This is a genomic window from Sphingomonas sp. SL1004 (assembly GCF_057815015.1).
In genome coordinates this window covers 3,957,922-3,983,944 of the sequence record NZ_JBYMUX010000001.1, presented here as the reverse complement: position 1 = coordinate 3,983,944, position 26,023 = coordinate 3,957,922, and the positions used below count along the sequence as shown (strand labels likewise).

Sequence of the window (26,023 nt, the reverse complement as noted above, 5' to 3'; positions counted from 1 at the left end):
CGGTCGCGCGCGAAAGGTCGTTACGCTTGCGGGTGTTAACGCACCGCAGCACGAACGGTCGCAAATATTTTCGCGCTGACGGCCGATCCATAGTATCAGCCGCGCCATGACGACTTCAAAAGACGATAACCCGACTGCCAGCCCGTCGAACGACGCGCCCGCAACTCCTGCAACACCGGTAAAGGGCGACCGCATCGCCAAGCTGCTCGCGCGCGCCGGAATAGCCTCGCGCCGCGATATCGAGCGGATGATCACCGATGGCCGAGTCGCGTTGAACGGCACGCTGGTCGACACGCCTGCGACGATCCTGCGCAACCTGGCGGGCGTGACGGTCGACGGCGATCCGGTCGAGGCGCCAAGCGCCGCGCGCCTGTTCCTGTATCACAAGCCGACCGGGCTGCTGGTCACCGAGCGCGATCCGGCGGGTCGTACGACGATTTACGATCGCCTGCCGCAGGACCTGCCACGGCTGGTGCCGGTCGGTCGGCTCGATCTCAACACCGAGGGGCTGTTGCTGATGACCACCGACGGTGGACTGAAGCGCCAGCTCGAGCTGCCCGCGACCGGCGTCGAGCGTGCCTATCGTGCGCGTGCGTACGGCAATATCACGCAGCCGCAGCTCGAGGAACTGATCGAGGGGATCGAGATCGAGGGTGTGCGCTATGGCTCGATCAATGCCAATATCGAGCGTCGGACCGGCGCAAACGTGTGGATCGAGATGATCCTGACCGAGGGCAAGAACCGCGAAGTCCGCCGGGTGCTGGAGCATCTGGGGCTTCAGGTCTCGCGCCTGATCCGGACGCGCTATGGCCCGTTCGTGCTCGGCGATCTTCCGCCGGGACAGATCGGCGAGGTGCTGCAGCATGACGTCGTCGCGTTCCAGAAGGAACTGGCCAAGGGTCGGCCCGAGGGTCCCGGTGCCCGCGCGAACATTGGTATCAGCGCGAGCGCCGGCGCGGGAGCCGGGATCGGCGCGCGGTCGAGCCAGCGGGGCAGCAATGCACCACGGCCTGCACCGATGGGGCGACCCACGACGGGTGCGCGGCCCGCCCAAGGCGCACGGCCTGCGCCCGGCGGGGCACGTGCCCCGGTTCGCAGCCCGTACACGGCGCCGGCGAGTTCAGGCTTCTCCAGCGGCACTGTGCCGACCGATCGTCCATCACGACCTGCACGGCCCGAGCGGATCCGCCCGACCGCGGCCATGCAACGCGGCGACGTCAACGATCCCTGGGCACGGCCGGACACGCGCAATGCCGCTCGGCCGACGGGGGCGCATCACGCCCGGCCGACCAGTGGCGACATGTCCAAGCCTTATGTTCGTCAGGAGCGCGCGGATCGCGGCGAGGAACTGAGCACCAGCCCGAAGATCAAACACTTCCGTGCCGCCAAGCCGCCGCGCGATCGTGCAGCCCCGTCTCGGGTCGGCGCCGGTGGCACCGTGACGCCACGCCGCGCGGAAACGCCGCAGCGTCAGGAGCCGCAGCGTGGCTTTCGTCCGCAAGCCGATGATTCCCGCGGCCGCAGTTCGCTCGACAAGCGGGCGGCGCGCAGTGCGTCCGGGCGTCCGGGTGCCGAACCGCGGCCGGTGCGCGATGCGCCGGCGCGGCCCGAGCGAGGGACTCGGCCTACGGCGCCCGGCAAGGGTCCGTCGGGAGGGCGCGGTCATCCGCCCCGTGCACCACGTGGAGGGAAGCGCTGATGCGTATCATCGCAGGGTTGTTTCGCGGCCGTCAGATCGCCGCGCCCAAGGGTGACACCACCCGCCCGACCGCGGACCGGATGCGCGAGACTTTGTTCTCGATGCTGACGAGCCGCGTGGGAAGTTTCGAGGGGTTGGCGGTCGCCGATCTGTTCGCCGGCTCAGGTGCGCTCGGGATCGAGGCGCTGTCACGCGGCGCGGCAACGTGCATGTTCGTCGAATCGGACAAGCTGGCGGTCGATGCGCTGAAGGCCAATCTCGCCAAGCTGGAGATCCGCGGCGATGTCCGCGCGACCTCGGTGATGGCGCTCGGGCCCGCACCGGCACCGCTCGACGTGATCCTGATGGATCCGCCCTACGCCACCGGTGCCGGGCTGGTCGCGCTCGACAAGCTGTCGCGGCTGGGTTGGGTCGGGCCGGCGACGTGGATCAGCCTGGAAACGGCGAAGGCCGAGGTCGTCGAGCTGGCCGGCTTCGAGGTCGACGCCACGCGGGTGCACGGCAAGGCGCGGCTGACGCTGTTGCGGCCGTTGTCAGCGTAAAAGCTTGTTCTCCCGCAAAGGCGGGAGAACACACTAGTGCCTGGCTGTGCGACCGAGGATCAGCAGCCCGCCGAGGCTCAGCACCCCCGCCGCCATCAGATACCCGCCGACCAGCCACAATCCACGCGGTGCCAGCGCCTCCGCGACGATCGGCGCAAGCGCACCGCCGAGTACGCCGCCAAGATTGAACGTCATCGACACGCCGGTGTAGCGCACCCCAGCCGGGAACAGGCTTGGCAGCCAGCCACCGAGCGGCCCGTACGCGAACCCCATCACGAACAGCGCACCCGACAGCCACAGCCACACCGTGAACAGCGATCCCGAGCCCAGCATCGGCCCCATCAACGCGCCGATGCCGATGCAGCCCGCAAACCCGATCGCCAGCATCCGCGCGGCGGAATGCCGGTCCGCCAGCACGCTCGCCACGATCACGCCGCCGGCCAGGAACCAGATCGCGACCAGCTCGACCGCCAGAAACGCCTCGCGAGAATAGCCGAGTGTCTTGGTGCCATAGCCAAGCGCGAATGCGGTCGCGAGGTAGAACAGAGCGAAGCACGCGATGACGCCGAACGTGCCGGCCAGCGTCGCGCGGAGGTGCTTCGTCAACAACGTCGCGATCGGCACCTTGGGGAGAGCCTCGGTCGCCTCGGCTTCGAGGAAGGCCGGCGTTTCGGTCAGCTTCAACCGCACCCACAGCCCGAGCCCGACGAGGATCGCGCTCAGCAGGAACGGGATCCGCCAGCCCCACGCGACGAACTGCGCGTCGTCGAGCACCAAGCCGATTACCAGGAACAGCCCGTTTGCCGCGAGGAACCCAACCGGGGCACCAAGCGGCGGGAACATGCCCCAGGTGTTCTTGCGGTGCGGCGGCGCGTTCTCGACCGCTAGCAACGCCGCCCCACCCCATTCGCCGCCGAGGCCAAGCCCCTGCCCCAGCCGCATCAGGCAGAGCAACGCGGGTGCTATCCAGCCGACCTGCGCATAGGTCGGCAGGAACGCGATCCCGACGGTCGATCCACCCATCAGCAAGAGCGACGCGACCAGCGTGGACTTGCGCCCGACCCGGTCGCCGAAATGCCCGAACACGATCGCCCCGACCGGCCGCGCGACGAAGGCCAGGCCGAACGTCGCGTAACTGAGCAGCAGCTGCGCCGAGGAGGACTGCCCTGCAAAGAACAACGGCCCGAACACGAGCGCTGCGGCGGTCGCGTAGATGTAGAAGTCGTAGAACTCGACCGCGGTGCCGACCAAGCTGGCGGCGAGGATGCGGCGATGGGAGGCTAGCGTCGTCATGGACATGGTCTCGCCGTGGTCGCCGTTGAGGTCAACCGATTGCCACTACTAATCCTCCCCCGCCAGGGGGAGGTGGCGCGTAGCGACGGAGGGGGAGGAAACGCAGCCGAGGTTAGCCTTTCCTCCCCCTCCGTCTGGCAAGCGCCAGCCACCTCCCCCTTGCGGGGGAGGATCAGACTGGGAGGACTATGCGGGCGACCAAGCCCGGCGCGTTGTCGGCGAGTTCGAAGTGGCCATCGTGGAGCCGCGCTACCGCCTCGATCAGCGCCATGCCAAGGCCCGCACCGGGGGTGGACCGCGCACTGTCGAGGCGGCCGAAGCGCTTCAACGCCTGCGCGCGGTCTGCGGCGGCGATGCCCGGGCCACGGTCCTCGACCTGGATCGCCACGCCATCGGTGCGATGGACGATCCGCAACGTGACCTCGCCGCCCCCCGCGCCGTGCCGGAGCGCGTTGTCGATCAGGTTGGTGATCGCCTGGCTGATGAGTTCGCGGTGGAGCTTCATCGGTGGCGGACGGTCATCGATCGCGATCGTGAACACTAGCCCGGCATCCTCCGCGACGGGCGCATAGAGCTCGCCGATTTCCTCCAGAAGATCGGCGGGCGATACCTCGATGAACCGATCGCGCGAGACCGAGCCCGAGCGGCTGATCTCGATCACCATCGTCAGCATCCGCATGACCAGATCGGTCTCGACCAGCAGGCCGCCGAGCGCCGACTCGCGCGCGTCCGGATCGGCGATCAACACCGCCTGCTCGGTCTTGGTGCGCAGCCGAGCCAGCGGAGAGCGAAGATCGTGCGCGAGGCTGTCGGTAACGATCCGCAACTCGGCCATCACGCCTTCGAGCTTGCCGAGCATGACGTTGAGCCGCGCGGCGAGGCGATCGAACGCGTCTCCGCCGCCCGCGATCATATCGACGCGCCGAGAAAGGTCGCCCTCGCCGGCTGCCTCGATCGCCCTGGCGATGCCATCGAGCCGGCGACTGACGTAGCGTGTGAGCACCAGCCCGCCGATCACGCCGAGCGCCAGCGACAGGAAGACCGCCACCGCGAGCGCACGTTCAATCGCACGCTCCTCCGCAGCGATCAGGTCGAGGTTTCGGCCGGTGAGCAGCCAATAATCGCCAAGCGGGTGGAGGGCGTACCCCGTCTCCCGCGCGGACCAAAGCTCGTCGGAGCCGAGCCGCGCGATCCGGAACTGCGTGATGCGGAGCGGCACGGCGAGACGCGCGGGTGAGATGCCGACGACCGCGCGGCCCTTGGGATCGATCACCGCCAGCACCAGCGAAACGTCACCGGGAACGACCGCGCTATCGATCGCCTGCCGAACCGCGGTCAGTCCACCGCTTCGCCATACCGCGCGCAGGGCTTCGGATTGTTCGGTGGTCTCGCGGCGGATCGCATCGATCGCATCGGCACTGGTGGTCTTCCAGACGAAGCCGACCAGCGCGAGGTTCGACACCAGCGCCAACGCGATCGAGAGCAGTGCGATCCGCGCGGTTACCGAAAGGCGGATCACCACCCCGAATCAGCCTTCGACGGCGAGCCGGTATCCGGCGCCGCGGACCGTGTGCAGAATCGGCGTCGGGAAGCCGTCCTCCAGCTTGCGGCGGAGGCGGCCGATATGGACGTCGACGACGTTCGAGCCCGGGTCGAAATGATAGTTCCAGATCTTCTCGAGCATCATCGTCCGCGTCACGACCTGGCCGGCGTGGCGCGCGAGAAATTCGAGCAGATTGAATTCGCGCGCACCGAGCGGGATCGAGCGCCCGGCGCGCGAGACGGCGCGGGCGAGCAGGTCGATCTCTAGGTCACCCACGGAGAGCTTGGTCTTCTGCGGCTCGGTCGCGGCGCGGTCCGAGCGGCGGAGCATGGCCTCGATGCGTGCGGAGAGTTCGGCGAACGAGAACGGCTTGCAGAGATAGTCATCGGCGCCGGCCTTCAGGCCATCGACGCGGTCGTCGACGGCGGCGAGCGCGGAGAGGATCAGGACGGGCGTCGCGATGCCGGCGGCACGAATCGCGCTGACCATCGACAGGCCGTCGAGGCCGGGCAGCATGCGGTCGGCGATGATGAGGTCGAAGATACCCTCGCTCGCAAGAAACAGGCCGTCGCGGCCGTCTGCACAGGCTTCGATCGCATGCCCCGCTTCGGCCAAACCCTTGGCAAGATAGGCGGATGTCGAGGCGTCGTCCTCGACGATCAGAATCTTGCGGCTCAACGCGGTATCACCTTCCCTGCCACCGAAATCGGTCACTATCTCCTGCCCTCATAAACGGAAAGGCCGGCGGAAAGAAGTCTTCCCACCGGCCCCCACGGTACCCCCGGGAGTGACGGGCACCGATCTCTGGAAACGCGTGCGGCCGTTGCTGGCCACGGGTTGGTTCTAGGATCGGGTGGGGGTCAGGGCGATGACCGAGGGGTGACATTTTCGTCATGTTGAGGGGGGGGGCGCGGGCGACGGTGAGAGCAACGCGAATACGAATACGAAGGTGGTACCGCCGCGCGTTGTGGGATCAAGCGAGCAAAGCACCCCCGCGATACGTCCCGGCCCCTCCCCGTCATCCCGGCGTACGCCGGGACCCACGGATACGGCGGACCATGCATTAGCTTGCAACCACCACCAACTCCGCAACCATGGGTCCCGGCGTTCGCCGGGATGACGGAGTGGGGGGAGAAACAGAGAAGCGTAAGAGAGGGAGGCGTAAGATCGTCACGCCCGATGCCGTGTTCCCCCGCAAGGCGAGGGTTCGGCCTGAGCCCCCGCCTTCGCGGGTAACACGCTTACTTACGCCTATTACTTGTCGAGAATTGCCGAAATCGCCGAACCGACATGCGCAATATCCGCCATGCCATCGACCCGGTGAACCAGCCCCCGGGCGTCATAGATCGGCAGGATCGGGGCGGTCTTCGCACGGTATTCGGCCATGCGGTTGTGGACCGTCTCGGCGTTATCGTCAGGACGGCGCTTGAACTCGGTCGAGCCGCAGACGTCGCAGATGCCCGCCACGACAGGCTTCTTGTAGCGATCGTGATAGCCCGTGCCACACTTGGCGCAGGTGTAGCGGCCGACGACGCGGTCGATCAATGCCGCCTCGTCGACGCCCAGTTCGATGACGTAGTCGAGCGTCCGGCCACGATCGGCGAGCAGACCGTCGAGCGCCTCCGCCTGCGCAGCCGTCCGGGGATAACCGTCGAAGATGACGCCGTTCGCCGTGTCCGGCTGGTCAAGACGCTCGCCGATGATACCCGACACGATCTCGTCCGAGACAAGACCGCCCGATTCCATGACGGACTTTGCCTGAAGGCCGACCGGCGTTCCGGCGGCGACGGCTGCACGCAGCATGTCGCCGGTCGAAAGCTGCACCATGCCGCGCTCACTGACAAGCGTGGCGGCTTGCGTGCCCTTGCCCGCGCCGGGCGGTCCAAGAAGGATGATATTCACGAAACGCACTCCCCTCGTTCGTGCAGGATTTTTACCGCGTTAGACCCGCAGCTTAACGAAGTCGATTGCCCTTGAGCTTCGCCTTCTTGATCAGGTCGCCATACTGGTGCGCCAACAGGTGCGACTGGATCTGCGTCACCGTGTCCATCGTCACGTTGACAACGATCAGCAGGCTGGTGCCACCGAGATAGAACGGGATCTGCAACGCGGTCACCAGATATTCCGGCAACAGGCAGATGATCGTCAGATACGCCGCACCGATGACGGTGATGCGCGTCAGCACGTAATCGAAGTAGTTCTCGGTGTTCTTGCCCGGGCGGATGCCGGGAATGAACCCGCCATTGCGCTTCAGATTGTCGGCGGTTTCCTCGGGGTTGAAGACGACCGCGGTGTAGAAGAACGAGAAGAAGATGATGCCGGCGCCGTACAGCAGCATGTACACGGGCGAGCCGTGCTGCAGGTACTGGTTGAGCGTGATGATGAAGTCACCCCACTTCGATTCGCCTGCAACGCGCTGGCCGGCGAACTGCGAGATCGTCAGCGGCATCAGCAGCAGCGACGAGGCGAAAATCGGCGGGATCACACCCGCGGTGTTGATCTTCAGCGGCAGATGGCTGCGATCGGCCTGCATGCCGCGCTGGGTCTGGCGCTTGGGATACTGGATCAGGATGCGGCGCTGCGCGCGCTCCATGAAGCAGATGAAGAGGATCAGCACGACCACCGCGACGACGATGCCGATCAGCTTGATCGGATCGAGCGAGCCCGAGCGGCCGCCTTCGAGCAGGTTGACGAGCGTAACGGGGAGATGCGCGACGATACCGGCCATGATGATCAGCGAGACACCGTTGCCGATACCGCGGCTGGTGATCTGCTCGCCGAGCCACATCAGGAACATCGTACCGCCGATCAGCGAGATGACCGCGGCGACGCGGAACATCATGCCGGGCTCGATGACCGCCTGGATGCCCTGTGCGGCGCCGAGCGTCTCAAGGCCGACGGCGATGAAATAGCCCTGCACCGCGGTCAGGCCGACGGTGCCGTAGCGCGTGTACTGGTTAAGGCGCTTGCGGCCCGATTCACCGTCCTTCTTGATGGCGGCGAGCGTCGGCGACAGCGAGGTCGCGAGCTGCACCACGATCGAGGCGGTGATGTAGGGCATCACGCCGAGCGCGATCAGCGACATGCGGCTGAGCGAACCACCCGAGAAGGTGTTGAAGAAATCGAGCACGCCGCCCTGGGTCTGCTGCGAGAGCAAGCCAAGCGCGGTCGGGTCGACACCTGGCAGCGGAACATAGCTGAGCAGGCGGAAAATGATCAGCGCACCGATCGTGAACCACAACCGCTTCTTGAGGTCGGTCGCCTTCGCGAATTTCGAAAGGCTGATGCTTTGCGCCATCTGGTCGGCTGCGGATGCCATGCGTGTGATCGTCCTGGAAACAAAGAAGGCGGGATGCGTTGTGACCGCCCCCGCCGCTCATATAGGCGCAGCAGCGCGCTTGTCTAATGGCTAAGGCTACTTCCGTTCGCCCCCGGTACCGTTCGTCCTGAGCGAAGTCGAAGGACATTGCCCCGAGTGACGTACCCTTCGACTTCGCTCAGGGCGAACGGAGGAAGGGAAATCGCTGAACGGCGGCAGGTCAGAAGTGGGCGACGGGAAGACGCTAAGTCAGGCAAATAAAAAGGGGGCCAGCGCTTTCGCACCCGCCCCCTCTAGTTCGGCTTAAGCCTTGAACGACGCCTTGTGCGCCGCACGCTCCTTGTACTTCACGCCCTTCTTGGCGGCAGCCTTCTCGGCTGCTGGCACGAAGTGGATCACCTCGACCTTGCCGCCGATCTTCTCGACCGCTTCGATCGCGCCCTTCGACGCGCCGTCGACGGTGAACGAAAGGACCGTGGTCAGCTCGCCCTTGGCGAGAAGGCGTACGCCGTCCTTGCCGCCGCGTGCCAGGCCAGCGGCCTTCAGCGCGTCGTGGTCGAGCGTGGCGTTAGCCTCGATCTTGCCGGCATCGACCGCGAGCTGGATCGCGCCGAGGTTGACCTCTGCGAAGTCCTTGCGGAAGATGTTGTTGAAGCCGCGCTTAGGCAGACGCATGTGCAGGGGCATCTGGCCGCCTTCGAAGCCGGCGATGGACACGCCCTCGCGGCTCTTCTGGCCCTTCTGGCCGCGGCCTGCGGTCTTGCCCTTGCCCGAGCCGATGCCGCGTCCGACGCGCATCTTGGACTTACGGGCACCCTGGTTATCGCGGAGTTCGTTGAGCTTCATGGTAATGCACTCGCTTTCGCTTGTTACGCGCTGGTTTGAATTCGCCGGGTTAGAATCCGGAAATGAGGAAGGGGGCCGTTAGCCCCCTTCCCGGTATTTGTCACTAGGTAGCGTGAAGGCTCAGCCTTCGACCGACACCATGTGCTGCACCTTGCGGATCATGCCGCGGACCTCTGGGCTGTCTTCCAACTCGCGGGTCTTGTGCATCTTGTTGAGACCGAGACCGATCAGCGTTGCGCGCTGATCCTTCTCGCGGCGGATCGGCGAACCGGTCTGCGTGATCTTGATGGTTGCCATGATCGCTTACTCCGTGATCGCAGCTGCATCGGCCTCGGCGGTCTTCGAACCACCATGGCCGAGCAGGTCGGCGATCTTCTTGCCGCGACGCTGTGCGACGGCCTTGGGCGAGGTCTGCTCGCCAAGGGCCTCGAACGTGGCGCGGATCATGTTGTAGGGGTTCGACGTGCCGACCGACTTGGTCACAACGTCCGCAACGCCCAGCGATTCGAAGACGGCGCGCATCGGGCCACCGGCGATGATGCCCGTACCCTGAGGTGCCGACCGCAGCGTGACCTTGCCGGCACCGAAGTGACCGTTGCCGTCATGATGCAGCGTGCGACCGTCCTTCAACGGAACGCGAACCATCTTCTTTTTGGCAGCAGCCGTCGCCTTCGAGATGGCTTCCGGCACTTCGCGTGCCTTGCCATGACCGAAGCCTGCACGGCCCTTGCCGTCGCCGACGACGACGAGCGCTGCGAAGCCGAAACGCTTACCGCCCTTGACCGTCTTCGAGACGCGGTTGATGTGCACCAGCTTCTCGATCAGCTCTTCGCCGCCATCGTCCGCACCGGGACGACCGCCACGATTGTCACGACCGCGACCGCCGTCGCGACCACCGCGGTTGCCGCCTGGGCCACCGCTGCGGTTGCCACCGGGGCCACCACGACCACCGCCGCCGCCACCGGGACCGCCGCGACCGCGACCGCCACCGTTGTTGCCCTGGTAGCCAGTGCTCTGCGGAACGTTCTGAGCCGTGACGTCCTGTGCGGTCGTCTCGGGAGCGATTACTGCCGGCGTGTTGTTTTCGTCAGCCATGTCTTAGAACTCCAATCCGGCTTCGCGCGCGGCATCGGCAAGAGCCTTCACGCGACCGTGGTAGAGGAAGCCGCCGCGATCGAACACGACCTGGGTCACGCCCGCTGCCTTGGCAGCCTCGGCGACGCGCTTGCCGACCGAAGTCGCCGCGTCGATGTTGGCGCCGGACGTGCCGCGCACGTCCTTCTCCAGCGTCGAGGCCGATGCGACCGTCGTGCCGGCGGCATCGTCGATCACCTGGGCATAGATGTGCTTGCCCGAGCGATGCACCGACAACCGCGGACGGGTGCCTGCACGTGCGCGGAGCGCGGTACGGTTGCGGCGACGCCGCTTGGCGAAAAGAGAAAGTCCCTTGGTCATTACTTCTTCTTCCCTTCCTTGCGGAAGATGAACTCGCCGTCGTACTTGATACCCTTGCCCTTGTAAGGCTCAGGCTTGCGCCACTGACGAATTTCCGCGGCCAGCTGACCGACCATCTGCTTGTCCGAACCCGAGATCTCGATCGTCGTGTTGTCGGGGGTCTTGACTTCGATCCCCTCCGGCACGTCGATGTTGACGTCGTGGCTGTAGCCGAGCTGCAGCTTGAGGTTGCGACCCTGCGCTGCGGCACGATAGCCGACGCCGGTGATCAGCAGCTTCTTGGTGAAGCCTTCCGACACACCGGTGACCAGGTTCTGCACCATGGTACGCTGCATGCCCCAGAACGCGCGAGCGCGCTTGGTGTCGTTCGCCGGCTGCACCGAAATGCCGCCGTCTTCGATCGTGTAGCTGATCTCGTCGCGAAGCGGCATCTTGAGGGTACCCTTGGGGCCCTTCATCGTCAGCTGCTTGTTCTCGATGGTCGGCGTGATGCCCGCCGGTACGGTGACCGGCTTCTTACCAATGCGGCTCATCAGAACACCTCCGCGAGGACTTCGCCGCCGACGTTCTGCTCGCGTGCTTCGGAATCCGACAGCACGCCGCGGGGCGTCGAGACGATGGTGATGCCGAGGCCGTTACGGACGCGCGGGAGTTCCTGCGAGCCGGAATAGACGCGACGGCCGGGCTTCGAGACGCGCGCGACATGCTTGATCGCAGGCTGGCCCTCGAAATACTTCAGCTCGATGCGAAGGCCGGCCGCGGGGCCCATCTGCTCTTCGCTATAGCCACGGATATAGCCTTCGCGCTGCAGAACGTCGAGCACGCGGACGCGCAGCTTCGACGCCGGCGTGAGGACGGAGTCCTTCTTCGCGCGCTGGCCATTACGGATACGGGTGAGCAAATCACCCAGGGGATCGGTCACTGCCATGATTTAGTCCTTACCAGCTCGACTTCGTGACGCCGGGGATGAGGCCCTTGTTGGCCAGATCGCGCAGCTGAATACGGCAGAGCCGGAACTTGCGGTAATAAGCGCGCGGGCGACCGGTCAGCTCGCACCGGTTACGGATGCGGGTCGGGTTCGCGTTGCGCGGCAGTGCCGCCATCTTGAGGCGAGCGATCAGACGCTCACCGTCATCGAGCGTCTTGTCCGCTGCGATTGCCTTCAGTGCCGCGTACTTCGGGGCATACTGCTTGACCATGCGCTTGCGGCGCTCGTTCTTGTTGACTGAACTCAGTTTCGCCATCGACTTAAGTTCTTTCTTTCCTGAAGCGCCGCCCGTGACACGAGGTCAGGGGCGGCGGTTGGTAGTTAAGCTGCCTTCTTCTCGTCGGCAGCGTCGTCTTCGATCGGGAACGGGAAACCGAACAGACGCAGAAGCTCGCGAGCCTCGTCGTCGGTCTTTGCGGTCGTCGTCACGATCACATCCATGCCGCGGACCTTGTCGACCCGGTCATAGCTGATTTCTGGGAACACGATCTGCTCCTTGATACCGCAGGCATAGTTGCCGCGGCCATCGAAGCTCTTCGGGTTGAGACCGCGGAAATCGCGGACGCGGGGAAGAGCGATCGTGATGAAACGGTCGAGAAACTCGTACATGCGCTCGCGGCGAAGGGTTACCTTCACGCCGATCGGCATGCCTTCACGCAGCTTGAACTGCGCGATCGACTTCTTGGCCTTCGTCACGACAGGCTTCTGGCCGGCGATCAGCTCCATTTCGGAAGCAGCCTGGTCGACCTTCTTCTTGTCCTGCGTGGCTTCGCCGACGCCCATGTTCAGCACGATCTTGTCGAGCCGGGGGATCTCCATGACGTTCTTGTAACCGAACTTCTCGGTCATCGCCTTGATGATCGTCTCGTCGTACAGCTTGCGCATGCGCGCGACGTAGACGGCCTCGGTGCCGGCCTGCTTGCCAGTGTTCTGATCAACCATTGATCTTCTCCCCGGTCTTGACGGCGACGCGGACCTTCTTGCCGTCCTGCTCCTCGAAGCGGACGCGGGTCGGCTTGCCGTCGGCGGTCACGTGCGCGACCTTCGAAACGTGCATCGGTGCTTCCTTGCGGATCAGGCCACCCTGCGGGTCACCCTGAGTCGGCTTGGTGTGGCGCACGGCGATGTTGACGCCCGATACGACGACCTTGTCGGTCTTCGGCATGGAGACGGTGACTTCACCGGTCTTGCCCTTGTCCTTGCCGGACAAGACGATGACCTTGTCACCCTTCTTGATACGCTGCGACGCCATTACAGCACCTCCGGCGCGAGGCTGATGATCTTCATGTGCTTCTTGCCGCGCAGCTCGCGAACGACTGGGCCGAAGATACGGGTGCCGATCGGCTCCTCGTTCTTGTTGACCAGCACCGCGGCATTGCCGTCGAAGCGGATGACCGTACCGTCTGCACGGCGGATATCCTTGGCGGTACGCACGATCACCGCGCGGTGAACGTCGCCCTTCTTCACACGGCCACGTGGCTGCGCTTCCTTGATGCTGACGACGATGATGTCGCCAACGCCTGCAACACGACGCTTGGAACCCCCAAGCACCTTGATGCACTGCACCCGCTTCGCGCCGCTGTTGTCAGCGACGTCGAGATTGGACTGCATCTGGATCATGGATCCGTATCCCTTCTCTGTCTCTGGGGTCGATACCGACCGAACCCCGCCTAAAAAATCACCCCGCCACGGACGAACCGCAGCGGGGAGGAGCGGCCGCTTAGCCGTTCCAGTTTACGAAAACAAGAGCGCAGGAAGTTTCCCCCCTGCCCTCTTAACTCAAACCCTTCACTCCAGCGAAAGCTGGAGTATCCCTGTTCGAGCCGATCGCCCTTCACCACGAGATCCCAGCTTTCGCTGGGATGACGGGGTTTGGAGCGTACCAGTTCAGCCCTCGGCCGAAGCCCGCTCCGGCGTCGCGTGGGTGTTGACCCGCTCGATCACCTTCCAGGTCTTCAGCTTGGAGATCGGTGCGGTCTCTTCGATCCGCACGGTCTCGCCCTGCTTGAACTCGTTGCTCTCGTCATGAGCATGATACTTCTTCGAGCGACGGATGATCTTCCCGTAGAGCGGGTGCTTCACCTTACGCTCGACGTTCACGACCACCGTCTTGTCGCCCTTGTCGGACACGACCAGACCGGTCAGCACGCGCTTCGGCATGATACGTTCCTTACTTCGCGGCTTCAGCGCTGGTGCGCTGAGCCTGCAGGGTCTTGATGCGAGCGATGTCGCGGCGGACCTCACGAACGCGGCTCGGCTTTTCGAGCTGGTTCGTGGCGGCCTGGAAGCGCAGGTTGAACTGCTCGCGCTTCAGTTCGCCGAGTGACTCCGACAGCTGGTCGTCGCTCTTGGTCTTCATGTCGTCGATACGAGCCATGATCTTACTCGCCTCCCAGATGCGAGGTGTCACCCAGGCGGGCAACGACCTTTACCTTGATCGGCAGCTTCATGGCCGCCCGCTCGAACGCCTCGGCGGCGATCTTGCCGTCGACGCCGTCGAGCTCGAACAGGATCCGACCCGGCTTGACGCGAGCGGCCCAGTATTCCGGCGCGCCCTTGCCCTTACCCATGCGAACTTCGGCTGGCTTTCCCGAGACCGGAAGGTCTGGGAAGATGCGGATCCACAAACGCCCCTGGCGCTTCATGTGACGCGTGATCGCGCGGCGGGCCGCCTCGATCTGGCGTGCGGTGATCCGGTCGGGTTCCATCGCCTTGAGGCCGTAGGAGCCGAAATTGAGCGAGAAGCCACTCTTGGCGTCGCCCGAAATCTTGCCCTTGAAGGCCTTCCGGAACTTGGTCTTTTTTGGTTGCAGCATGTCTGTTCCTGCCCCTTAGCGACGATCGTCGCGCTGCGGCCGCACACCGGAGGTCTGAGCCTCCATCATGATGCGGTCGTACGACGTCGGATCGTTGCCGAGAATCTCGCCCTTGAAGACCCAGACCTTCACGCCGCAAACGCCGTAGGACGTGTGCGCCGTAGCCTCGGCATAATCGATGTTCGCGCGCAGCGTGTGCAACGGAACCCGACCCTCACGATAGCTCTCCGACCGTGCGATCTCGGCGCCACCAAGACGGCCACCGCAGTTCACCCGGATGCCCTCGGCACCGAGACGCATCGCCGACTGGACCGCACGCTTCATGGCGCGACGGAAGGCGATACGACGCTCGAGCTGATCGGCGATGCCCTGCGCGACGAGACGCGCATCGACTTCCGGCTTGCGGATCTCGACGATGTTCAGCGACACGGTCGACGACGTCATCTTGCCGATCGTCGAACGCAGCTTCTCGATGTCCGCACCCTTCTTGCCGATGATCACGCCGGGGCGTGCAGCGAAGATGGAGATGCGGGCCAGCTTGGCCGGACGCTCGATGACCACCTTGGAGATCGCGGCCTGCGGCAGCGTCTTCATGATGAATGCGCGGATCTTGAGATCCTCGAGCAGGAGCCGACCATAGTCGGCGCCTTCGGCGTACCAGCGGCTATCCCAGGTACGGTTGATCTGCAGACGCAGACCGATGGGGTTGCTCTTCTGACCCATTATGCTTCTTCCTGCTCGCGCACGACGATGCGCAGACGGCTGAATGGCTTGAGGATGCGGGTCGACTTGCCGCGGCCGCGGGTAGCGAAGCGCTTCATCGTGATCGACTTGCCGACCGAAGCCTCGGCGACGACGAGGGCGTCGACGTCGAGGTTGTGGTTGTTCTCGGCGTTGGCGATGGCCGAGGCCAGCACCTTGCGCGCTTCGATCGCCATGCCCTTGGTCGAGAAGGCGAGGATGTTCATCGCATCGCCGACCTTCTTGCCACGGATCAGCGCAGCCACGAGGCCGAGCTTCTGCGCGGAACCACGGATCTGCGTACCGACCGAAAGCGCCTCGTTGTCCGCGACCTTGCGCGGGCTGACTTGCTTAGACATCAGCGCTTGCCCTTCTTGTCGGCGGAGTGGCCGGGGAAGTAGCGCGTGGGCGCGAACTCACCGAGCTTCATGCCGACCATGTCTTCGTTGACCGAGACGGGCACGAACTTGCGGCCGTTATAGACGTTGAACGTGAGACCCACGAACGACGGCAGGATCGTCGAGCGACGCGACCAGGTCTTGATCGGCGAACGCGCGTTGGTGTCCTGGGCGGTTTCTGCCTTCTTGAGCAGATGAAGGTCCACGAAGGGGCCCTTCCAGACTGAACGAGCCATGTTAGCCCTTCCTCTTCGTCGAATGACGCGACCGGATGATCATCTTGTCGGTCGACTTGTTATGACGCGTGCGCGCACCCTTCGTCGGCTTGCCCCAAGGCGTAACCGGATGACGGCCACCCGAGGTACGGCCTTCACCACCGCCGTGCGGATGGTCGACCGGGTTCTTGGCGACGCCGCGCGTCAGAGGACGGATACCCATCCAGCGCGAACGCCCTGCCTTGCCCAGGTTCTGGTTCTGGTTGTCGGGGTTCGAGACCGCGCCAACCGTCGCCATGCAATCGCTACGGATGTAGCGCTGCTCGCCCGAGTTCAGGCGGACCATCACCATGCCCTTGTCGCGACCGACGACCTGCACATACGTGCCGGCCGAACGGGCGATCTGGCCACCCTTCATCGGCTTCATCTCCACGTTGTGGACGATGGTGCCGACCGGCATCTGACCGAGTTCCATGGCATTGCCTGGCTTCACGTCGGTCTTCTTGGCCGCGAGGACCTTGTCGCCGACGGCCAGACGCTGTGGCGCCAGGATGTAGGCGAGTTCCTCGTCCGGGTACTTGACCAGGGCGATGAACGCGGTGCGGTTGGGATCATACTCGATCCGCTCGACAGTGCCCTCGACGTCCCACTTGCGACGCTTGAAGTCGATGTAGCGGTACTTCTGCTTGTGACCGCCGGCGATGCCGCGCGAGGTCACATGGCCCTTGTTGTTACGACCGCCGGTCTTGTGCTTACCTTCGGTCAGCGCCTTGACGGGGCGACCCTTCCAGAGCGACGACTTGTCGACCAGGATGAGACCGCGGCGTGCCGGCGATGTCGGATTATAATGCTTGAGTGCCATGGCCTCAGATCCCCGTCGTCACGTCGATGGACTGACCGTCCTTCAACGTCACGATTGCCTTTTTCATGTCGGAGCGCGAGTAGTTCGTGCCCTTCCACTTCTTGGTCTTGCCCTTCTGGACGAGCGTGTTCACGCCGACGACGTTCACGTCGAACAGCGCCTCGACGGCCGCCTTGATCTCGGGCTTCGTGGCATCGTTCGATACCTTGAACACAACCGCGTTGAACTCCGACAGGGTCGTCGTCTTCTCGGTGATGTGCGGCGCGAGGATAACGTCGTAATGACGATTATCGATGCCCGCCTTCTGCTTCTTAGCCATGGAAGCGCGCCTCCAGCTTTTCGACAGCGGCGCGCGTCAGCACCAGCGTGTCATGCTTCAGGATGTCGTAAACGTTCGCGCCGGCAGCCGGCATCACGTTCACTTCGTACAGGTTGCCCGCAGCGAATGCGAAGCTGGTGTCGACCATGTCGCCGTCGATGACGAGCGCACGCTTGCCGAAGCCGAGCTTTGCGAGATCGCCCTGCAGCGTCTTGGTCTTGCCACCCTCGACAGCCAGGCTGTCCATGATGACCAGCGAACCCGCCTTGGCGTGGCTGCTGAGCGCCATCCGCAGGCCGAGCGAGCGAACCTTCTTGTTCAGCGACGGGTTGAAGTCACGGACGCGTGCGCCGTGAGCCTTACCACCACCGATGAACACAGGTGCGCGACGATCGCCGTGACGAGCCGTACCGCCGCCCTTCTGGCGACCGAACTTCTTGCCGGTGCGTGCGACGTCTGCGCGCTCACGGGTGCCACGAGCCGTCTCGCGACGCTTCTCGAGCTGCCAGGTGACGACACGGTGCAGGATGTCGGCGCGCGGATCGAGACCGAAGACCTCGTCGTTGAGCTCGATGTCCGCTGCGTCAGTGCCGGCGAAAGATGAAACCTTGATCTTCACGCTCAGCCCTCCTGGCCGTCGGCTGCAGGTGCGTCGGTCGTTTCGGCCGGCGTGTCTGCTGCGGTGTTGCTGTTTGCGGTCTTGAGACCGGCGGGGAACGGTGCGTCGGCGTGGCGCGCGACCTTCACCGAGTCCTTGACGAAGAGCCAGCCGCCCTTGGAGCCAGGAACCGAACCCTTGACGAACAGGAGACCACGCTCGACGTCCGTCGATACGATCTCGAGGTTCTGCTGGGTGCGATACTTGTCGCCCATGTGGCCGGCCATCTTCTTGTTCTTGAAGACCTTGCCCGGATCCTGGCGCTGACCGGTCGAACCGAGCGAACGGTGCGAGACCGACACGCCGTGGGTTGCCCGCAGACCGCCGAAGCCCCAACGCTTCATGCCGCCCTGGAAGCCCTTACCCTGGGTCTTGCCCTGGATATCGACGATCTGGCCTGCGACGTAATGGTCAGCCGAAATCTCGGCGCCGACGTCGAGCAGGCCGTCTGCGTTCACGCGGAACTCATGGACGACAGCCTTGGGCTCCACTTCGGCCTTGCCGAAATGGCCGCGCTGCGGCTTTGCGACATTCTTCGACTTGGCGACACCTGCACCAAGCTGGACGGCAGTGTAGCCGTCACGATCCATTTCGCGAACGGAAACGACCTGATTGCCTTCGAGCGCCAGAACGGTGACCGGCACGTGCCGACCATCTTCCTGGAACAGGCGGGTCATCCCCATCTTCTTCGCGATCACGCCAGTACGCATGATCTTGTCCCTTCCTAGACAGAGGCCCCGTCGGACTATTCCTCAGGGGCTTGCGGACCATGTCCGGAGCGAGCTCCATGATGCGTCCACCTGACCCCATCCCCGGCAAAAGCCCTGAATGGAGTCGGTTCAACCCGGTAAATACGAAACGTGCCCCCGTCCCGGGCTGGTGCTTCTGCAAATGCGGAAGCGTGACGGGGGACGCTGCCCCGTCGGTTTTCACCGACGGCGGTATCCCAATGTAGAGCGGCGCGGGACCGTTACCGGTCGACCACGCCGCGCCAGCCCTTAGGCGAGCTTGATCTCGACGTCAACGCCAGCGGCGAGGTCCAGCTTCATCAGCGCATCGACCGTCTGCGGCGTCGGCTGGACGATATCCAGCATACGCTTGTACGTGCGCACCTCGAACTGCTCGCGCGACTTCTTGTCGATGTGCGGGCCGCGGTTCACGGTGAACTTTTCGATGCGCGTCGGAAGGGGAATCGGACCGCGGATGAGTGCGCCGGTGCGGCGTGCGGTGTCGGCGATGTCGCCAGTGGCCTGATCGAGCACACGGTGATCGAACGCCTTCAGACGAATGCGGATATTGCTGTCCATAGTCCCTACCGATGCGAAAGAGCGGGCCCGTTTCCGGGCTCTTGCTGGTTGATGTTTAAACCGAAGGCGGGCCATTACGGGAGAGTCGGTCGAAATGCAACCGGGGGGAGAGGGTTTTCCTATCGACCTGACTTATCGCATGACTGCAAAGCAGCGTACAGAACGTGACGCTGCGGTAGGGTCATCGGCGACCGCGCTTTTTGACTATCAGCACGCAGGCTCCCTTTAAGCCGGCCGGCCGCCTCGCCAGAGGGGCGATGCACACGTGCTTCGGTAGGATCGAGCTAAAACGGTGCCGAGCTTCTCTGAAAGCCAGCCCAAGGCGAGCGGGGCGCGGCGAGTTCGTCAAACATCTGGAACAAGTCTACCGAATAACTCGAGTGCTGTAGAAACTGGCGCTTTCGAAATTCATCGGTCAGTTGCGGCTTTCGACCCAGGAAAAACAGTTTGTCGCGTGAATAGATTTGCACGATCTCATTCACCCGATCGACCATCCATGCCGGCGCCCGAAGGGACGCGCAGTTACGGTCAGACCGCATCGCAATGGGCGTACATATATAGACGCATAGGTTTGGCGTCAGAGGGATAAGCGCGCGGCCTCCCACGCGACCAGCTTGGAGCTCACCCGAAAGCCAATCCAAATACCCGTCGCCGCATATGAAGTGCTTGAAATCAGAATGTAGTAAAACAAAGAAACGATTAGTCAGCACACCGCTCTCGCATAGCTTTTTAGCCATCCGGTAGTTCTGCAGCATGTTTGCCTTTCCTACATCCTCGTTGACGGGAAGGCCAAAGCGCTCCGGAAAAGACTCGTACTTAAAACAGCTGGATGGGCTCCGGATCAAAAGCGAATAGATCAGCAGCAGCAGGTCGCGACCGATCCGCTCCTCGATGTGGTATACTTTAGATAAATCGAGCAGCTTTCGCTCCTTATTGAAGGCGCATTTCAGAAGCGCGACGACTTCTCGCAAGCTTTGACCAAGCGGCTTTAGTTTTACCAGATACGTGACAATGTCATGTACCTTGGCATCAATATCAAACTCGGTCTCAAAATTTGTATTAGGCCAACCACCCCCGCGAGAAAGCGTATGGCCATGAATTTTGTAACCGATCTTACGGTTGCGATGCTTCTTTTTGCCAACCTTCTCATCTGGTTCAATCCAAGACACTTCGCCGTTTTTGTTAGCCCAGTAGTCTTGAAGGGCAACCGGCCACCAGTGATGATCCCTAGGCACGTTGCGGGCCATTTGCTCAGATCCCCCGAAATGCGCCCAGCACTAAGGCTCGACATTGTTCGCTACGCTGATGACACGAAACACGCGCTTGCCCAGCTACACAACACCAAACACGAAAAAGCCCGGCCTCTCTCGCGAGAAGCCGGGCTCTTTTCGATCAACTCCCGAAGGAGAGGATGCTTACTTGTCGATCTGGCTGACGACGCCTGCACCGACAGTACGGCCGCCTTCGCGGATCGTGAAGCGCTGGCCCACGTCCATGGCGATCGGTGCGATCAGCTTGATGCCGAGCGACACGTTGTCGCCTGGCATAACCATCTCGGTGCCCTCAGGCAGCTCGACGGTGCCGGTCACGTCCGTCGTACGGAAGTAGAACTGCGGGCGGTAGTTGGCGAAGAACGGCGTGTGACGGCCACCCTCTTCCTTCGACAGCACGTACACTTCCGAGTTGAAGTCGGTGTGCGGCTTGATCGTGCCTGGCTTGCAGAGCACCTGGCCACGCTCGACTTCGTCGCGTGCGACGCCGCGGATCAGCGCGCCGACGTTATCGCCAGCCTGGCCCTGGTCGAGCAGCTTGCGGAACATCTCGACGCCCGTGACCGTGGTCTTGCGGACGGTCGGGTGGATGCCGACGATCTCGACTTCCTCGCCAACCTTGACGATGCCGGTCTCGACGCGGCCGGTGACGACCGTACCACGACCCGAGATCGAGAACACGTCCTCGATCGGCATCATGAACGGCTTGTCGAGCGGACGCTCTGGCTGCGGGATGTACTCGTCGACAGCCTGCATCAGCTCGGTGACGGCGTCGGCGCCGAGCTTCTGGTTCGAACCCGACAGTGCGCAGGTAGCCGAACCCTTGATGACGGGGATGTCGTCGCCCGGGAAGTCGTACGAGCTGAGCAGCTCGCGGATTTCCATCTCGACCAGCTCGAGGATTTCCTCGTCGTCGACCAGATCGACCTTGTTCATGAACACGACCATGGCAGGCACGCCGACCTGGCGTGCGAGCAGGATGTGCTCACGGGTCTGTGGCATCGGGCCATCGGTCGCCGAAACGACGAGGATCGCGCCGTCCATCTGGGCTGCGCCGGTGATCATGTTCTTCACATAATCGGCGTGGCCCGGGCAATCGACGTGCGCGTAGTGACGGTTGGCCGTCTCGTACTCGACGTGTGCGGTCGAGATCGTGATGCCGCGCTCGCGCTCCTCGGGAGCCTTGTCGATGTTGGCGAAGTCGACGGCGGTACCGCCGGTCGTCTCTGCCAGAACCTTCGTGATCGCAGCGGTGAGCGACGTCTTGCCATGATCGACGTGACCGATGGTGCCGATGTTGAGATGCGGCTTGTTCCGCTCAAATTTTGCCTTGGCCATTGTTTCCTACCTTCTGATTCGTATTCCGGTGCCACCCCGGGAACCGCGCGAACGCGGCCCAATAGCGGCTGTTAAAGCGTTGCGCCAGCCCCTGCTTGGGGAGAGGCCGACGCGGAAGTGAATTCCGCGTCGTCGAACTTCGGTCATGAACCGAAGCCGGCCGGCCTTTCGGCGTCTCCGAGCCAGGAAAACCTGGCTCGGTGCGCCTCGGGCTTACGCCAGCTTAGCCTTCACCTCGTCCGCAACGTTCTGCGGCACTTCGTCATAGTGCGAGAACTGCATCGAGTAGTTCGCGCGACCCTGCGTGAACGAACGGAGCGAGTTCACGTAGCCGAACATGTTCGCCAACGGGACCATCGCCTCGACCGTCTGCGCGTTGCCGCGGCTGTCGGTGCCCTGGATCTGGCCACGACGGCTGTTCATGTCGCCGATGACGTCGCCCAGATAATCCTCCGGGGTAACGACTTCGACCTTCATGACCGGCTCGAGCAGCGTGATGCCCGACTTCTGTGCCACTTCGCGCATCGCGCCACGCGCACAGATTTCGAACGCCAGAGCCGACGAGTCGACGTCGTGATACGCGCCGTCATACAGCACGATCTCGAAATCGATGATCGGGAAGCCGACCAGCGAACCCGAAGCAGCAGTTTCGCGGAAGCCCTTCTCGATCGCAGGCAGATATTCCTTCGGAATGTTGCCGCCCTTGATCTCGTCCTTGAACGTGATGCCCGAACCGCGCTCGCCCGGCGTGACCTTCACCTTCACGCGACCGAACTGGCCGGTGCCGCCCGACTGCTTCTTGTGCGTGTAGTCGACGTCGACGGCCTTCTTCAGATACTCGCGATACGCGACCTGAGGAGCGCCGACGTTCGCCTCGACCTTGAACTCACGCTTCATGCGATCGACCAGGATCTCGAGATGGAGCTCGCCCATGCCCTTGATGATGGTCTGGCCCGACTCAGGGTCGGAAGAAACGCGGAACGAAGGATCTTCACGTGCGAGACGATTGAGCGCGACGCCCATCTTCTCCTGGTCGGCCTTGGTCTTCGGCTCCACCGAAAGCTCGATCACGGGCTCGGGGAATTCCATCCGCTCGAGAATGATCGGTGCGTTCATCGCGCAGAGCGTGTCACCGGTCGTGGTATCCTTGAGACCCGCGAGAGCGACGATGTCGCCAGCGAAAGCCTCCTGGATATCCTCACGGCTGTTCGCATGCATAAGCAGCATGCGGCCGACCTTTTCCTTCTTGTCCTTGACCGAGTTGGTGACCTGCGATGCGGTCTCCAGCTTGCCCGAGTAGATGCGGGCGAAGGTCAGAGTACCGACGAACGGATCGTTCATGATCTTGAACGCGAGCGCCGAGAACGGAACCTCGTCCGAGGACGGACGCTCGTCCGGCGTCACGCCGTCGAGCTTCAGACCCTGGATCGCGGGAACGTCGAGCGGCGAAGGCAGATAGTCGACGACGGCGTCGAGCAGGGGCTGAACGCCCTTGTTCTTGAACGCCGAACCGCAAACGACGGGGACGAACGCCATGCTCAGCGTACCCTTGCGGATCAGCTTCTTGAGGTCGGCGACGCTCGGCTCGTTACCTTCGAGATAGGCCTCCATAAGCGCATCGTCCTGCTCGACGGCCATCTCGATCAGCTCGCTGCGATACTTCGCGGCCTTCTCGATCAGATCCTCAGGGATCTCGGCATATTCGAACTTCGCGCCCAGGCTCTCTTCGAGCCAGATGATCGCACGGTTCTCAACGAGATCGACGAGGCCCTTGAAGCCGCCCTCCATGCCGATCGGGAGATACAGCACGGCTGGACGCGCGCCGAGGCGCTCGATGATCGAGTTCACGCAGAAGTAGAAATCGGCACCGGTGCGATCGAGCTTGTTGACGAAGCACATGCGCGGCACGCCGTACTTATCGGCCTGACGCCACACGGTCTCGGACTGCGGCTCGACACCGGCAACGCCGTCGAAGCATGCGACCGCGCCGTCGAGCACGCGAAGCGAACGCTCAACCTCAATCGTGAAGTCGACGTGGCCCGGGGTATCGATGATGTTGATAAGGTGCTCTTCGCCCTTACCTTCTTCGGCACGCCACTTGCAGGTGGTCGCAGCCGACGTGATCGTGATCCCGCGCTCCTGCTCCTGCTCCATCCAGTCCATCGTCGCAGTGCCTTCGTGCACTTCGCCGATCTTGTAGGACTTGCCGGTGTAATAGAGGATGCGCTCGGTCGTCGTCGTTTTGCCGGCGTCGATGTGCGCCATGATGCCGATGTTACGGTAACGGTCGAGCGGATGGCTGCGGGCCATGATCGTGCTTCCTTAAGGATATGGGGAGCCGAACGTGCCGGCTCCCCAATATATAGGTGTTTGCGTTACAGGCGAAAGACCGCCTGCATCGCGGTTACCAGCGGTAGTGCGAGAAGGCGCGGTTGGCTTCCGCCATCCGGTGCGTATCTTCACGCTTCTTGACCGCGTTGCCACGGTTGTTGGCGGCGTCCATCAGCTCACCCGACAGCCGTGCGGCCATAGTGTTCTCGCTTCGCGAACGCGCCGCACCGATCAGCCAGCGAATCGCCAGCGCCTGTGCACGCTCGGGACGAACCTCGACCGGCACCTGGTACGTTGCACCACCAACGCGGCGCGAACGGACCTCGATGCCCGGCTTCACGTTGTTCAGCGCATCGTGGAAAACGCCGATCGGGTCGCGCTTGGCGCGCTGCTCGACGGTTTCGAATGCACCGTACACGATCAGCTCTGCGACGGACTTCTTGCCGTCCAGCATGACGCTGTTCATGAACTTCGACAGAACCTCATCCCCGAACTTGGGATCAGGCAGGATGACCCGCTTTTCGGGACGACGACGACGTGCCATTTCAATTTCCTTGTAGACTTCAGCCGGTTCCGGAACACGTCCGGGGCTTACTAAGCTTCGTAACTTCCGAGGCGTGGATCCCGGATAAGACCGCTAGAGAAGCGATCTTTCCGGGATGATCATGCCCCCGGCATGATCACTTCGGACGCTTGGCGCCGTACTTGGAACGCGACTGACGCCGGTCCTTCACACCCTGTGTATCGAGCACGCCGCGCAGGACGTGATAGCGAACACCGGGAAGATCGCGGACACGACCGCCACGGATCAGGACAACCGAATGCTCCTGAAGATTGTGGCCCTCGCCCGGGATGTAGCTGATGACTTCGCGCTGGTTGGTCAGGCGAACCTTGGCCACCTTGCGCAGAGCCGAGTTCGGCTTCTTCGGGGTCGTCGTGTAGACGCGCGTGCAAACGCCACGCTTCTGCGGATTTGCTTCCATCGCAGGGACCTTGGACTTGGCCTTCTGCGGATCGCGGCCCTTGCGGACCAGCTGGTTGATCGTCGGCATTGAAGCCTTCACCTTTCAAGTGGTTACTTTGCTGGAGCCATGAGGCGCCTGAGAATACAAAAAGGACCACAGGAACGCGGGAGCGCCCCTCAGGTCCTGGAATGCATCCAGCAATGTTCAAGCATGCCCGGCGGGAAACACTCCCGAAGAACAGGCCGCGCCTATAGGTCAGGACGGGGGCAAGGTCAACGGGGCGGAATCGGTTTGCGCCCGGGTCCTGCGACCGGTTTAACGCGGTGGAAACGTCGGCTGGCGCAAGGGCCACGGATGATATCCGCCCACCTGCCCCAGCGCCGCCTTGCCGTTCCGATCGCGCCCCTGCTCGGGCTGACGATCACCGCTGAGGTGGCACTGTCACACGGTGCGGAGTCGTTTGCGTCCAATCTGCTATGCGATCTTGCCTCCATCGCCGTCTTGGTCGCGGCCAGCGAGCGACGACATAACGCAATGCTCGCGGCCGCCGGCCTGGCGTGCGGGCTGGCCGCCTATGGTGCGATGCTCCTCCCGCTTGCGATCGGACTCGTCGTCAGTCGGGGGGTCAGGCCCCGCATGCTCCTGCTCATCCCGCTCTTCGCGTGCATCACGATCGTCGCGCTCGGCACGCCATCCCTCGCGCCAAGTTGGGTAGGCTTTTGGTCGGCGCCCCCTCAACCGGAGATGACGGGATTGCTAGCGGCGCTCGCATTCGGGAGTCTGGCGTGGCTGACCGCAACGCTGTCCGACAGACCACTCATGCCGGAAATGCTTACCGCCGCCACGCTGACCTGCGGCCTTGGCTACGCACTGGTCATGCCCGGTGTATCGATGGCCATCCCGCTTGCACTGGCCATGGTGCACCGGGACCGCCGGATATCGCTGCTGACAGGATTCGCCGAACTGATGGCGGCGGCCGGACTACCGATGCCAGCAACCTTGACGCTCATGGTGACTCTCGCCTTGGTGATGAAGCCGCTCGTCGGACCCGCGGCGAACGACAACCCCGTGTTTGCTCGAGTCTGATCGGACCTCACGATCCTCCCCCGCCAGGGGG

Annotated in this window: 34 protein-coding genes; 3 read left to right on the top strand and 31 right to left on the bottom strand. The window is 63.5% G+C overall.

From position 1 onward, the window contains the following. The first annotated feature begins 106 nt into the window (after window positions 1-106). On the top strand, window positions 107-1,699 hold the full coding sequence (locus AC3D24_RS18370; protein WP_489032512.1) for a pseudouridine synthase: 1,593 nt from the start codon (window positions 107-109) through the stop codon (window positions 1,697-1,699). Beyond that, complete coding sequence (rsmD, locus tag AC3D24_RS18365; RefSeq protein WP_489032511.1) at window positions 1,699-2,241, top strand: 16S rRNA (guanine(966)-N(2))-methyltransferase RsmD; 543 nt, start codon at window positions 1,699-1,701, stop codon at window positions 2,239-2,241. The genes AC3D24_RS18370 and rsmD overlap by 1 nt, the downstream gene beginning before the upstream one ends. Before the next feature lie 33 nt (window positions 2,242-2,274). On the opposite strand, the gene AC3D24_RS18360 is transcribed toward rsmD, so the two are convergent. From AC3D24_RS18360 to rpsL, 31 genes are all read right to left on the bottom strand, one after another. Next, window positions 2,275-3,534: an MFS transporter gene (locus tag AC3D24_RS18360; RefSeq protein ID WP_489032510.1), complete on the bottom strand. Its 1,260-nt coding sequence runs from the start codon at window positions 3,532-3,534 to the stop codon at window positions 2,275-2,277. A gap of 172 nt (window positions 3,535-3,706) precedes the next feature. After that, on the bottom strand, window positions 3,707-5,053 hold the full coding sequence (locus AC3D24_RS18355) for a sensor histidine kinase (RefSeq protein WP_489032509.1): 1,347 nt from the start codon (window positions 5,051-5,053) through the stop codon (window positions 3,707-3,709). A gap of 9 nt (window positions 5,054-5,062) precedes the next feature. Further along, window positions 5,063-5,755 carry a winged helix-turn-helix domain-containing protein gene (locus AC3D24_RS18350; RefSeq protein ID WP_353468787.1) on the bottom strand — a complete coding sequence of 231 codons (693 nt, stop codon included), beginning with the start codon at window positions 5,753-5,755 and terminating at the stop codon, window positions 5,063-5,065. 576 nt (window positions 5,756-6,331) lie between these two features. Continuing rightward, window positions 6,332-6,979: an adenylate kinase gene (locus tag AC3D24_RS18345; RefSeq protein WP_489032508.1), complete on the bottom strand. Its 648-nt coding sequence runs from the start codon at window positions 6,977-6,979 to the stop codon at window positions 6,332-6,334. Window positions 6,980-7,031: 52 nt separating this feature from the next. Further along, window positions 7,032-8,396: a preprotein translocase subunit SecY gene (secY, locus tag AC3D24_RS18340; protein ID WP_055872627.1), complete on the bottom strand. Its 1,365-nt coding sequence runs from the start codon at window positions 8,394-8,396 to the stop codon at window positions 7,032-7,034. A gap of 303 nt (window positions 8,397-8,699) precedes the next feature. Beyond that, the gene (gene rplO, locus AC3D24_RS18335; protein ID WP_248522399.1) at window positions 8,700-9,242 is read right to left on the bottom strand and encodes a 50S ribosomal protein L15; all 543 of its coding nucleotides are present in this window, start codon (window positions 9,240-9,242) and stop codon (window positions 8,700-8,702) included. 120 nt (window positions 9,243-9,362) lie between these two features. Further along, the gene (gene rpmD / locus AC3D24_RS18330; RefSeq protein WP_055872633.1) at window positions 9,363-9,539 is read right to left on the bottom strand and encodes a 50S ribosomal protein L30; all 177 of its coding nucleotides are present in this window, start codon (window positions 9,537-9,539) and stop codon (window positions 9,363-9,365) included. A gap of 6 nt (window positions 9,540-9,545) precedes the next feature. After that, entirely contained in the window at window positions 9,546-10,337 is a 792-nt protein-coding gene (rpsE, locus tag AC3D24_RS18325; RefSeq protein WP_132898059.1) for a 30S ribosomal protein S5, read from the bottom strand. 3 nt (window positions 10,338-10,340) lie between these two features. Then, window positions 10,341-10,697 (bottom strand): 50S ribosomal protein L18, encoded by a 357-nt coding sequence (rplR, locus tag AC3D24_RS18320; protein WP_031393749.1) that lies wholly within the window; start codon window positions 10,695-10,697, stop codon window positions 10,341-10,343. Further along, window positions 10,697-11,230 (bottom strand): 50S ribosomal protein L6, encoded by a 534-nt coding sequence (gene rplF, locus AC3D24_RS18315; RefSeq protein WP_056047628.1) that lies wholly within the window; start codon window positions 11,228-11,230, stop codon window positions 10,697-10,699. The genes rplR and rplF overlap by 1 nt, the downstream gene beginning before the upstream one ends. Next, on the bottom strand, window positions 11,230-11,625 hold the full coding sequence (gene rpsH / locus AC3D24_RS18310; protein WP_031393751.1) for a 30S ribosomal protein S8: 396 nt from the start codon (window positions 11,623-11,625) through the stop codon (window positions 11,230-11,232). The genes rplF and rpsH overlap by 1 nt, the downstream gene beginning before the upstream one ends. Window positions 11,626-11,635: 10 nt before the next feature. Beyond that, window positions 11,636-11,941 carry a 30S ribosomal protein S14 gene (gene rpsN / locus AC3D24_RS18305; protein ID WP_056015537.1) on the bottom strand — a complete coding sequence of 102 codons (306 nt, stop codon included), beginning with the start codon at window positions 11,939-11,941 and terminating at the stop codon, window positions 11,636-11,638. 65 nt (window positions 11,942-12,006) lie between these two features. Continuing rightward, window positions 12,007-12,570, bottom strand: a complete 564-nt coding sequence (gene rplE, locus AC3D24_RS18300; RefSeq protein ID WP_082441396.1) for a 50S ribosomal protein L5 — start codon at window positions 12,568-12,570, stop codon at window positions 12,007-12,009. A 49-nt stretch (window positions 12,571-12,619) separates the two neighbouring features. Further along, window positions 12,620-12,937, bottom strand: a complete 318-nt coding sequence (rplX, locus tag AC3D24_RS18295) for a 50S ribosomal protein L24 (protein WP_056047623.1) — start codon at window positions 12,935-12,937, stop codon at window positions 12,620-12,622. Further along, window positions 12,937-13,305 carry a 50S ribosomal protein L14 gene (rplN, locus tag AC3D24_RS18290; RefSeq protein WP_031393755.1) on the bottom strand — a complete coding sequence of 123 codons (369 nt, stop codon included), beginning with the start codon at window positions 13,303-13,305 and terminating at the stop codon, window positions 12,937-12,939. Before rplN ends, rplX begins: the two co-directional genes overlap by 1 nt. Window positions 13,306-13,572: 267 nt before the next feature. Continuing rightward, window positions 13,573-13,845 carry a 30S ribosomal protein S17 gene (gene rpsQ, locus AC3D24_RS18285; RefSeq protein ID WP_031393756.1) on the bottom strand — a complete coding sequence of 91 codons (273 nt, stop codon included), beginning with the start codon at window positions 13,843-13,845 and terminating at the stop codon, window positions 13,573-13,575. A 10-nt stretch (window positions 13,846-13,855) separates the two neighbouring features. Beyond that, complete coding sequence (gene rpmC, locus AC3D24_RS18280) at window positions 13,856-14,062, bottom strand: 50S ribosomal protein L29 (RefSeq protein WP_055872644.1); 207 nt, start codon at window positions 14,060-14,062, stop codon at window positions 13,856-13,858. Between the two features lie 4 nt (window positions 14,063-14,066). Further along, complete coding sequence (gene rplP, locus AC3D24_RS18275; RefSeq protein WP_031393758.1) at window positions 14,067-14,501, bottom strand: 50S ribosomal protein L16; 435 nt, start codon at window positions 14,499-14,501, stop codon at window positions 14,067-14,069. Window positions 14,502-14,516: 15 nt separating this feature from the next. Beyond that, window positions 14,517-15,224 carry a 30S ribosomal protein S3 gene (gene rpsC, locus AC3D24_RS18270; protein ID WP_055872646.1) on the bottom strand — a complete coding sequence of 236 codons (708 nt, stop codon included), beginning with the start codon at window positions 15,222-15,224 and terminating at the stop codon, window positions 14,517-14,519. Then, entirely contained in the window at window positions 15,224-15,601 is a 378-nt protein-coding gene (gene rplV, locus AC3D24_RS18265) for a 50S ribosomal protein L22 (protein ID WP_056047621.1), read from the bottom strand. Before rplV ends, rpsC begins: the two co-directional genes overlap by 1 nt. Then, window positions 15,601-15,876 carry a 30S ribosomal protein S19 gene (gene rpsS / locus AC3D24_RS18260; RefSeq protein ID WP_031393761.1) on the bottom strand — a complete coding sequence of 92 codons (276 nt, stop codon included), beginning with the start codon at window positions 15,874-15,876 and terminating at the stop codon, window positions 15,601-15,603. Before rpsS ends, rplV begins: the two co-directional genes overlap by 1 nt. 1 nt (window position 15,877) lies before the next feature. After that, window positions 15,878-16,717, bottom strand: coding sequence for a 50S ribosomal protein L2 (gene rplB, locus AC3D24_RS18255; RefSeq protein WP_055872649.1), 840 nt, complete (start codon window positions 16,715-16,717; stop codon window positions 15,878-15,880). 4 nt (window positions 16,718-16,721) lie between these two features. Beyond that, complete coding sequence (locus AC3D24_RS18250; protein WP_056047618.1) at window positions 16,722-17,036, bottom strand: 50S ribosomal protein L23; 315 nt, start codon at window positions 17,034-17,036, stop codon at window positions 16,722-16,724. Continuing rightward, the gene (gene rplD, locus AC3D24_RS18245) at window positions 17,029-17,655 is read right to left on the bottom strand and encodes a 50S ribosomal protein L4 (protein ID WP_056047616.1); all 627 of its coding nucleotides are present in this window, start codon (window positions 17,653-17,655) and stop codon (window positions 17,029-17,031) included. Before rplD ends, AC3D24_RS18250 begins: the two co-directional genes overlap by 8 nt. Window positions 17,656-17,657: 2 nt before the next feature. Next, window positions 17,658-18,404 (bottom strand): 50S ribosomal protein L3, encoded by a 747-nt coding sequence (gene rplC, locus AC3D24_RS18240; protein ID WP_056060507.1) that lies wholly within the window; start codon window positions 18,402-18,404, stop codon window positions 17,658-17,660. A 288-nt stretch (window positions 18,405-18,692) separates the two neighbouring features. Beyond that, window positions 18,693-19,001, bottom strand: coding sequence for a 30S ribosomal protein S10 (gene rpsJ, locus AC3D24_RS18235; protein ID WP_007406109.1), 309 nt, complete (start codon window positions 18,999-19,001; stop codon window positions 18,693-18,695). A 284-nt stretch (window positions 19,002-19,285) separates the two neighbouring features. Then, window positions 19,286-20,248, bottom strand: coding sequence for a hypothetical protein (locus AC3D24_RS18230; RefSeq protein ID WP_489032507.1), 963 nt, complete (start codon window positions 20,246-20,248; stop codon window positions 19,286-19,288). Window positions 20,249-20,416: 168 nt separating this feature from the next. Continuing rightward, on the bottom strand, window positions 20,417-21,610 hold the full coding sequence (gene tuf / locus AC3D24_RS18225) for an elongation factor Tu (protein ID WP_132741515.1): 1,194 nt from the start codon (window positions 21,608-21,610) through the stop codon (window positions 20,417-20,419). 213 nt (window positions 21,611-21,823) lie between these two features. Then, on the bottom strand, window positions 21,824-23,920 hold the full coding sequence (gene fusA / locus AC3D24_RS18220; protein WP_489032506.1) for an elongation factor G: 2,097 nt from the start codon (window positions 23,918-23,920) through the stop codon (window positions 21,824-21,826). A 94-nt stretch (window positions 23,921-24,014) separates the two neighbouring features. Further along, entirely contained in the window at window positions 24,015-24,485 is a 471-nt protein-coding gene (gene rpsG, locus AC3D24_RS18215; RefSeq protein ID WP_055872660.1) for a 30S ribosomal protein S7, read from the bottom strand. A gap of 136 nt (window positions 24,486-24,621) precedes the next feature. Beyond that, a complete protein-coding gene (gene rpsL / locus AC3D24_RS18210) occupies window positions 24,622-24,993 on the bottom strand; it encodes a 30S ribosomal protein S12 (RefSeq protein WP_010164594.1) in 372 nt (123 codons plus the stop codon). 267 nt (window positions 24,994-25,260) lie between these two features. On the opposite strand from rpsL, the gene AC3D24_RS18205 reads away from it, so the two are divergent. After that, window positions 25,261-25,992, top strand: coding sequence for a hypothetical protein (locus tag AC3D24_RS18205; protein WP_489032505.1), 732 nt, complete (start codon window positions 25,261-25,263; stop codon window positions 25,990-25,992). The last annotated feature ends 31 nt before the right edge of the window (window positions 25,993-26,023 follow it).

Coding starts and splice junctions, on each gene's coding strand:
- secY (WP_055872627.1), bottom strand. CDS start 8,396: ATGGCATCCGCAGCCGACCAGATGGCGCAAAGCATCAGCCTTTCGAAA.
- AC3D24_RS18250 (WP_056047618.1), bottom strand. CDS start 17,036: ATGGCTAAGAAGCAGAAGGCGGGCATCGATAATCGTCATTACGACGTT.
- rpsG (WP_055872660.1), bottom strand. CDS start 24,485: ATGGCACGTCGTCGTCGTCCCGAAAAGCGGGTCATCCTGCCTGATCCC.
- AC3D24_RS18230 (WP_489032507.1), bottom strand. CDS start 20,248: ATGGCCCGCAACGTGCCTAGGGATCATCACTGGTGGCCGGTTGCCCTT.
- rpsC (WP_055872646.1), bottom strand. CDS start 15,224: ATGGGTCAGAAGAGCAACCCCATCGGTCTGCGTCTGCAGATCAACCGT.
- rpsL (WP_010164594.1), bottom strand. CDS start 24,993: ATGCCGACGATCAACCAGCTGGTCCGCAAGGGCCGCGATCCGCAGAAG.
- rplX (WP_056047623.1), bottom strand. CDS start 12,937: ATGGCGTCGCAGCGTATCAAGAAGGGTGACAAGGTCATCGTCTTGTCC.
- rpmD (WP_055872633.1), bottom strand. CDS start 9,539: ATGGCAACCATCAAGATCACGCAGACCGGTTCGCCGATCCGCCGCGAG.
- AC3D24_RS18360 (WP_489032510.1), bottom strand. CDS start 3,534: ATGACGACGCTAGCCTCCCATCGCCGCATCCTCGCCGCCAGCTTGGTC.
- AC3D24_RS18370 (WP_489032512.1), top strand. CDS start 107: ATGACGACTTCAAAAGACGATAACCCGACTGCCAGCCCGTCGAACGAC.
- rsmD (WP_489032511.1), top strand. CDS start 1,699: ATGCGTATCATCGCAGGGTTGTTTCGCGGCCGTCAGATCGCCGCGCCC.
- rpsJ (WP_007406109.1), bottom strand. CDS start 19,001: ATGGACAGCAATATCCGCATTCGTCTGAAGGCGTTCGATCACCGTGTG.
- rplO (WP_248522399.1), bottom strand. CDS start 9,242: ATGAAGCTCAACGAACTCCGCGATAACCAGGGTGCCCGTAAGTCCAAG.
- rplV (WP_056047621.1), bottom strand. CDS start 15,601: ATGTCTAAGCAAGTCAGCCCGCGCAAGGTCGCGGACAACGAGGCGCTT.
- rpsQ (WP_031393756.1), bottom strand. CDS start 13,845: ATGCCGAAGCGCGTGCTGACCGGTCTGGTCGTGTCCGACAAGGGCGAC.
- rplP (WP_031393758.1), bottom strand. CDS start 14,501: ATGCTGCAACCAAAAAAGACCAAGTTCCGGAAGGCCTTCAAGGGCAAG.
- rplB (WP_055872649.1), bottom strand. CDS start 16,717: ATGGCACTCAAGCATTATAATCCGACATCGCCGGCACGCCGCGGTCTC.
- rpsS (WP_031393761.1), bottom strand. CDS start 15,876: ATGGCTCGTTCAGTCTGGAAGGGCCCCTTCGTGGACCTTCATCTGCTC.
- rpsE (WP_132898059.1), bottom strand. CDS start 10,337: ATGGCTGACGAAAACAACACGCCGGCAGTAATCGCTCCCGAGACGACC.
- fusA (WP_489032506.1), bottom strand. CDS start 23,920: ATGGCCCGCAGCCATCCGCTCGACCGTTACCGTAACATCGGCATCATG.
- tuf (WP_132741515.1), bottom strand. CDS start 21,610: ATGGCCAAGGCAAAATTTGAGCGGAACAAGCCGCATCTCAACATCGGC.
- rpmC (WP_055872644.1), bottom strand. CDS start 14,062: ATGGCTCGTATCGACGACATGAAGACCAAGAGCGACGACCAGCTGTCG.
- rplF (WP_056047628.1), bottom strand. CDS start 11,230: ATGAGCCGCATTGGTAAGAAGCCGGTCACCGTACCGGCGGGCATCACG.
- rplN (WP_031393755.1), bottom strand. CDS start 13,305: ATGATCCAGATGCAGTCCAATCTCGACGTCGCTGACAACAGCGGCGCG.
- rpsH (WP_031393751.1), bottom strand. CDS start 11,625: ATGGCAGTGACCGATCCCCTGGGTGATTTGCTCACCCGTATCCGTAAT.
- AC3D24_RS18205 (WP_489032505.1), top strand. CDS start 25,261: ATGATATCCGCCCACCTGCCCCAGCGCCGCCTTGCCGTTCCGATCGCG.
- rpsN (WP_056015537.1), bottom strand. CDS start 11,941: ATGGCGAAACTGAGTTCAGTCAACAAGAACGAGCGCCGCAAGCGCATG.
- rplR (WP_031393749.1), bottom strand. CDS start 10,697: ATGACCAAGGGACTTTCTCTTTTCGCCAAGCGGCGTCGCCGCAACCGT.
- rplC (WP_056060507.1), bottom strand. CDS start 18,404: ATGCGTACTGGCGTGATCGCGAAGAAGATGGGGATGACCCGCCTGTTC.
- rplE (WP_082441396.1), bottom strand. CDS start 12,570: ATGCGCAAGCTGTACGACGAGACGATCATCAAGGCGATGACCGAGAAG.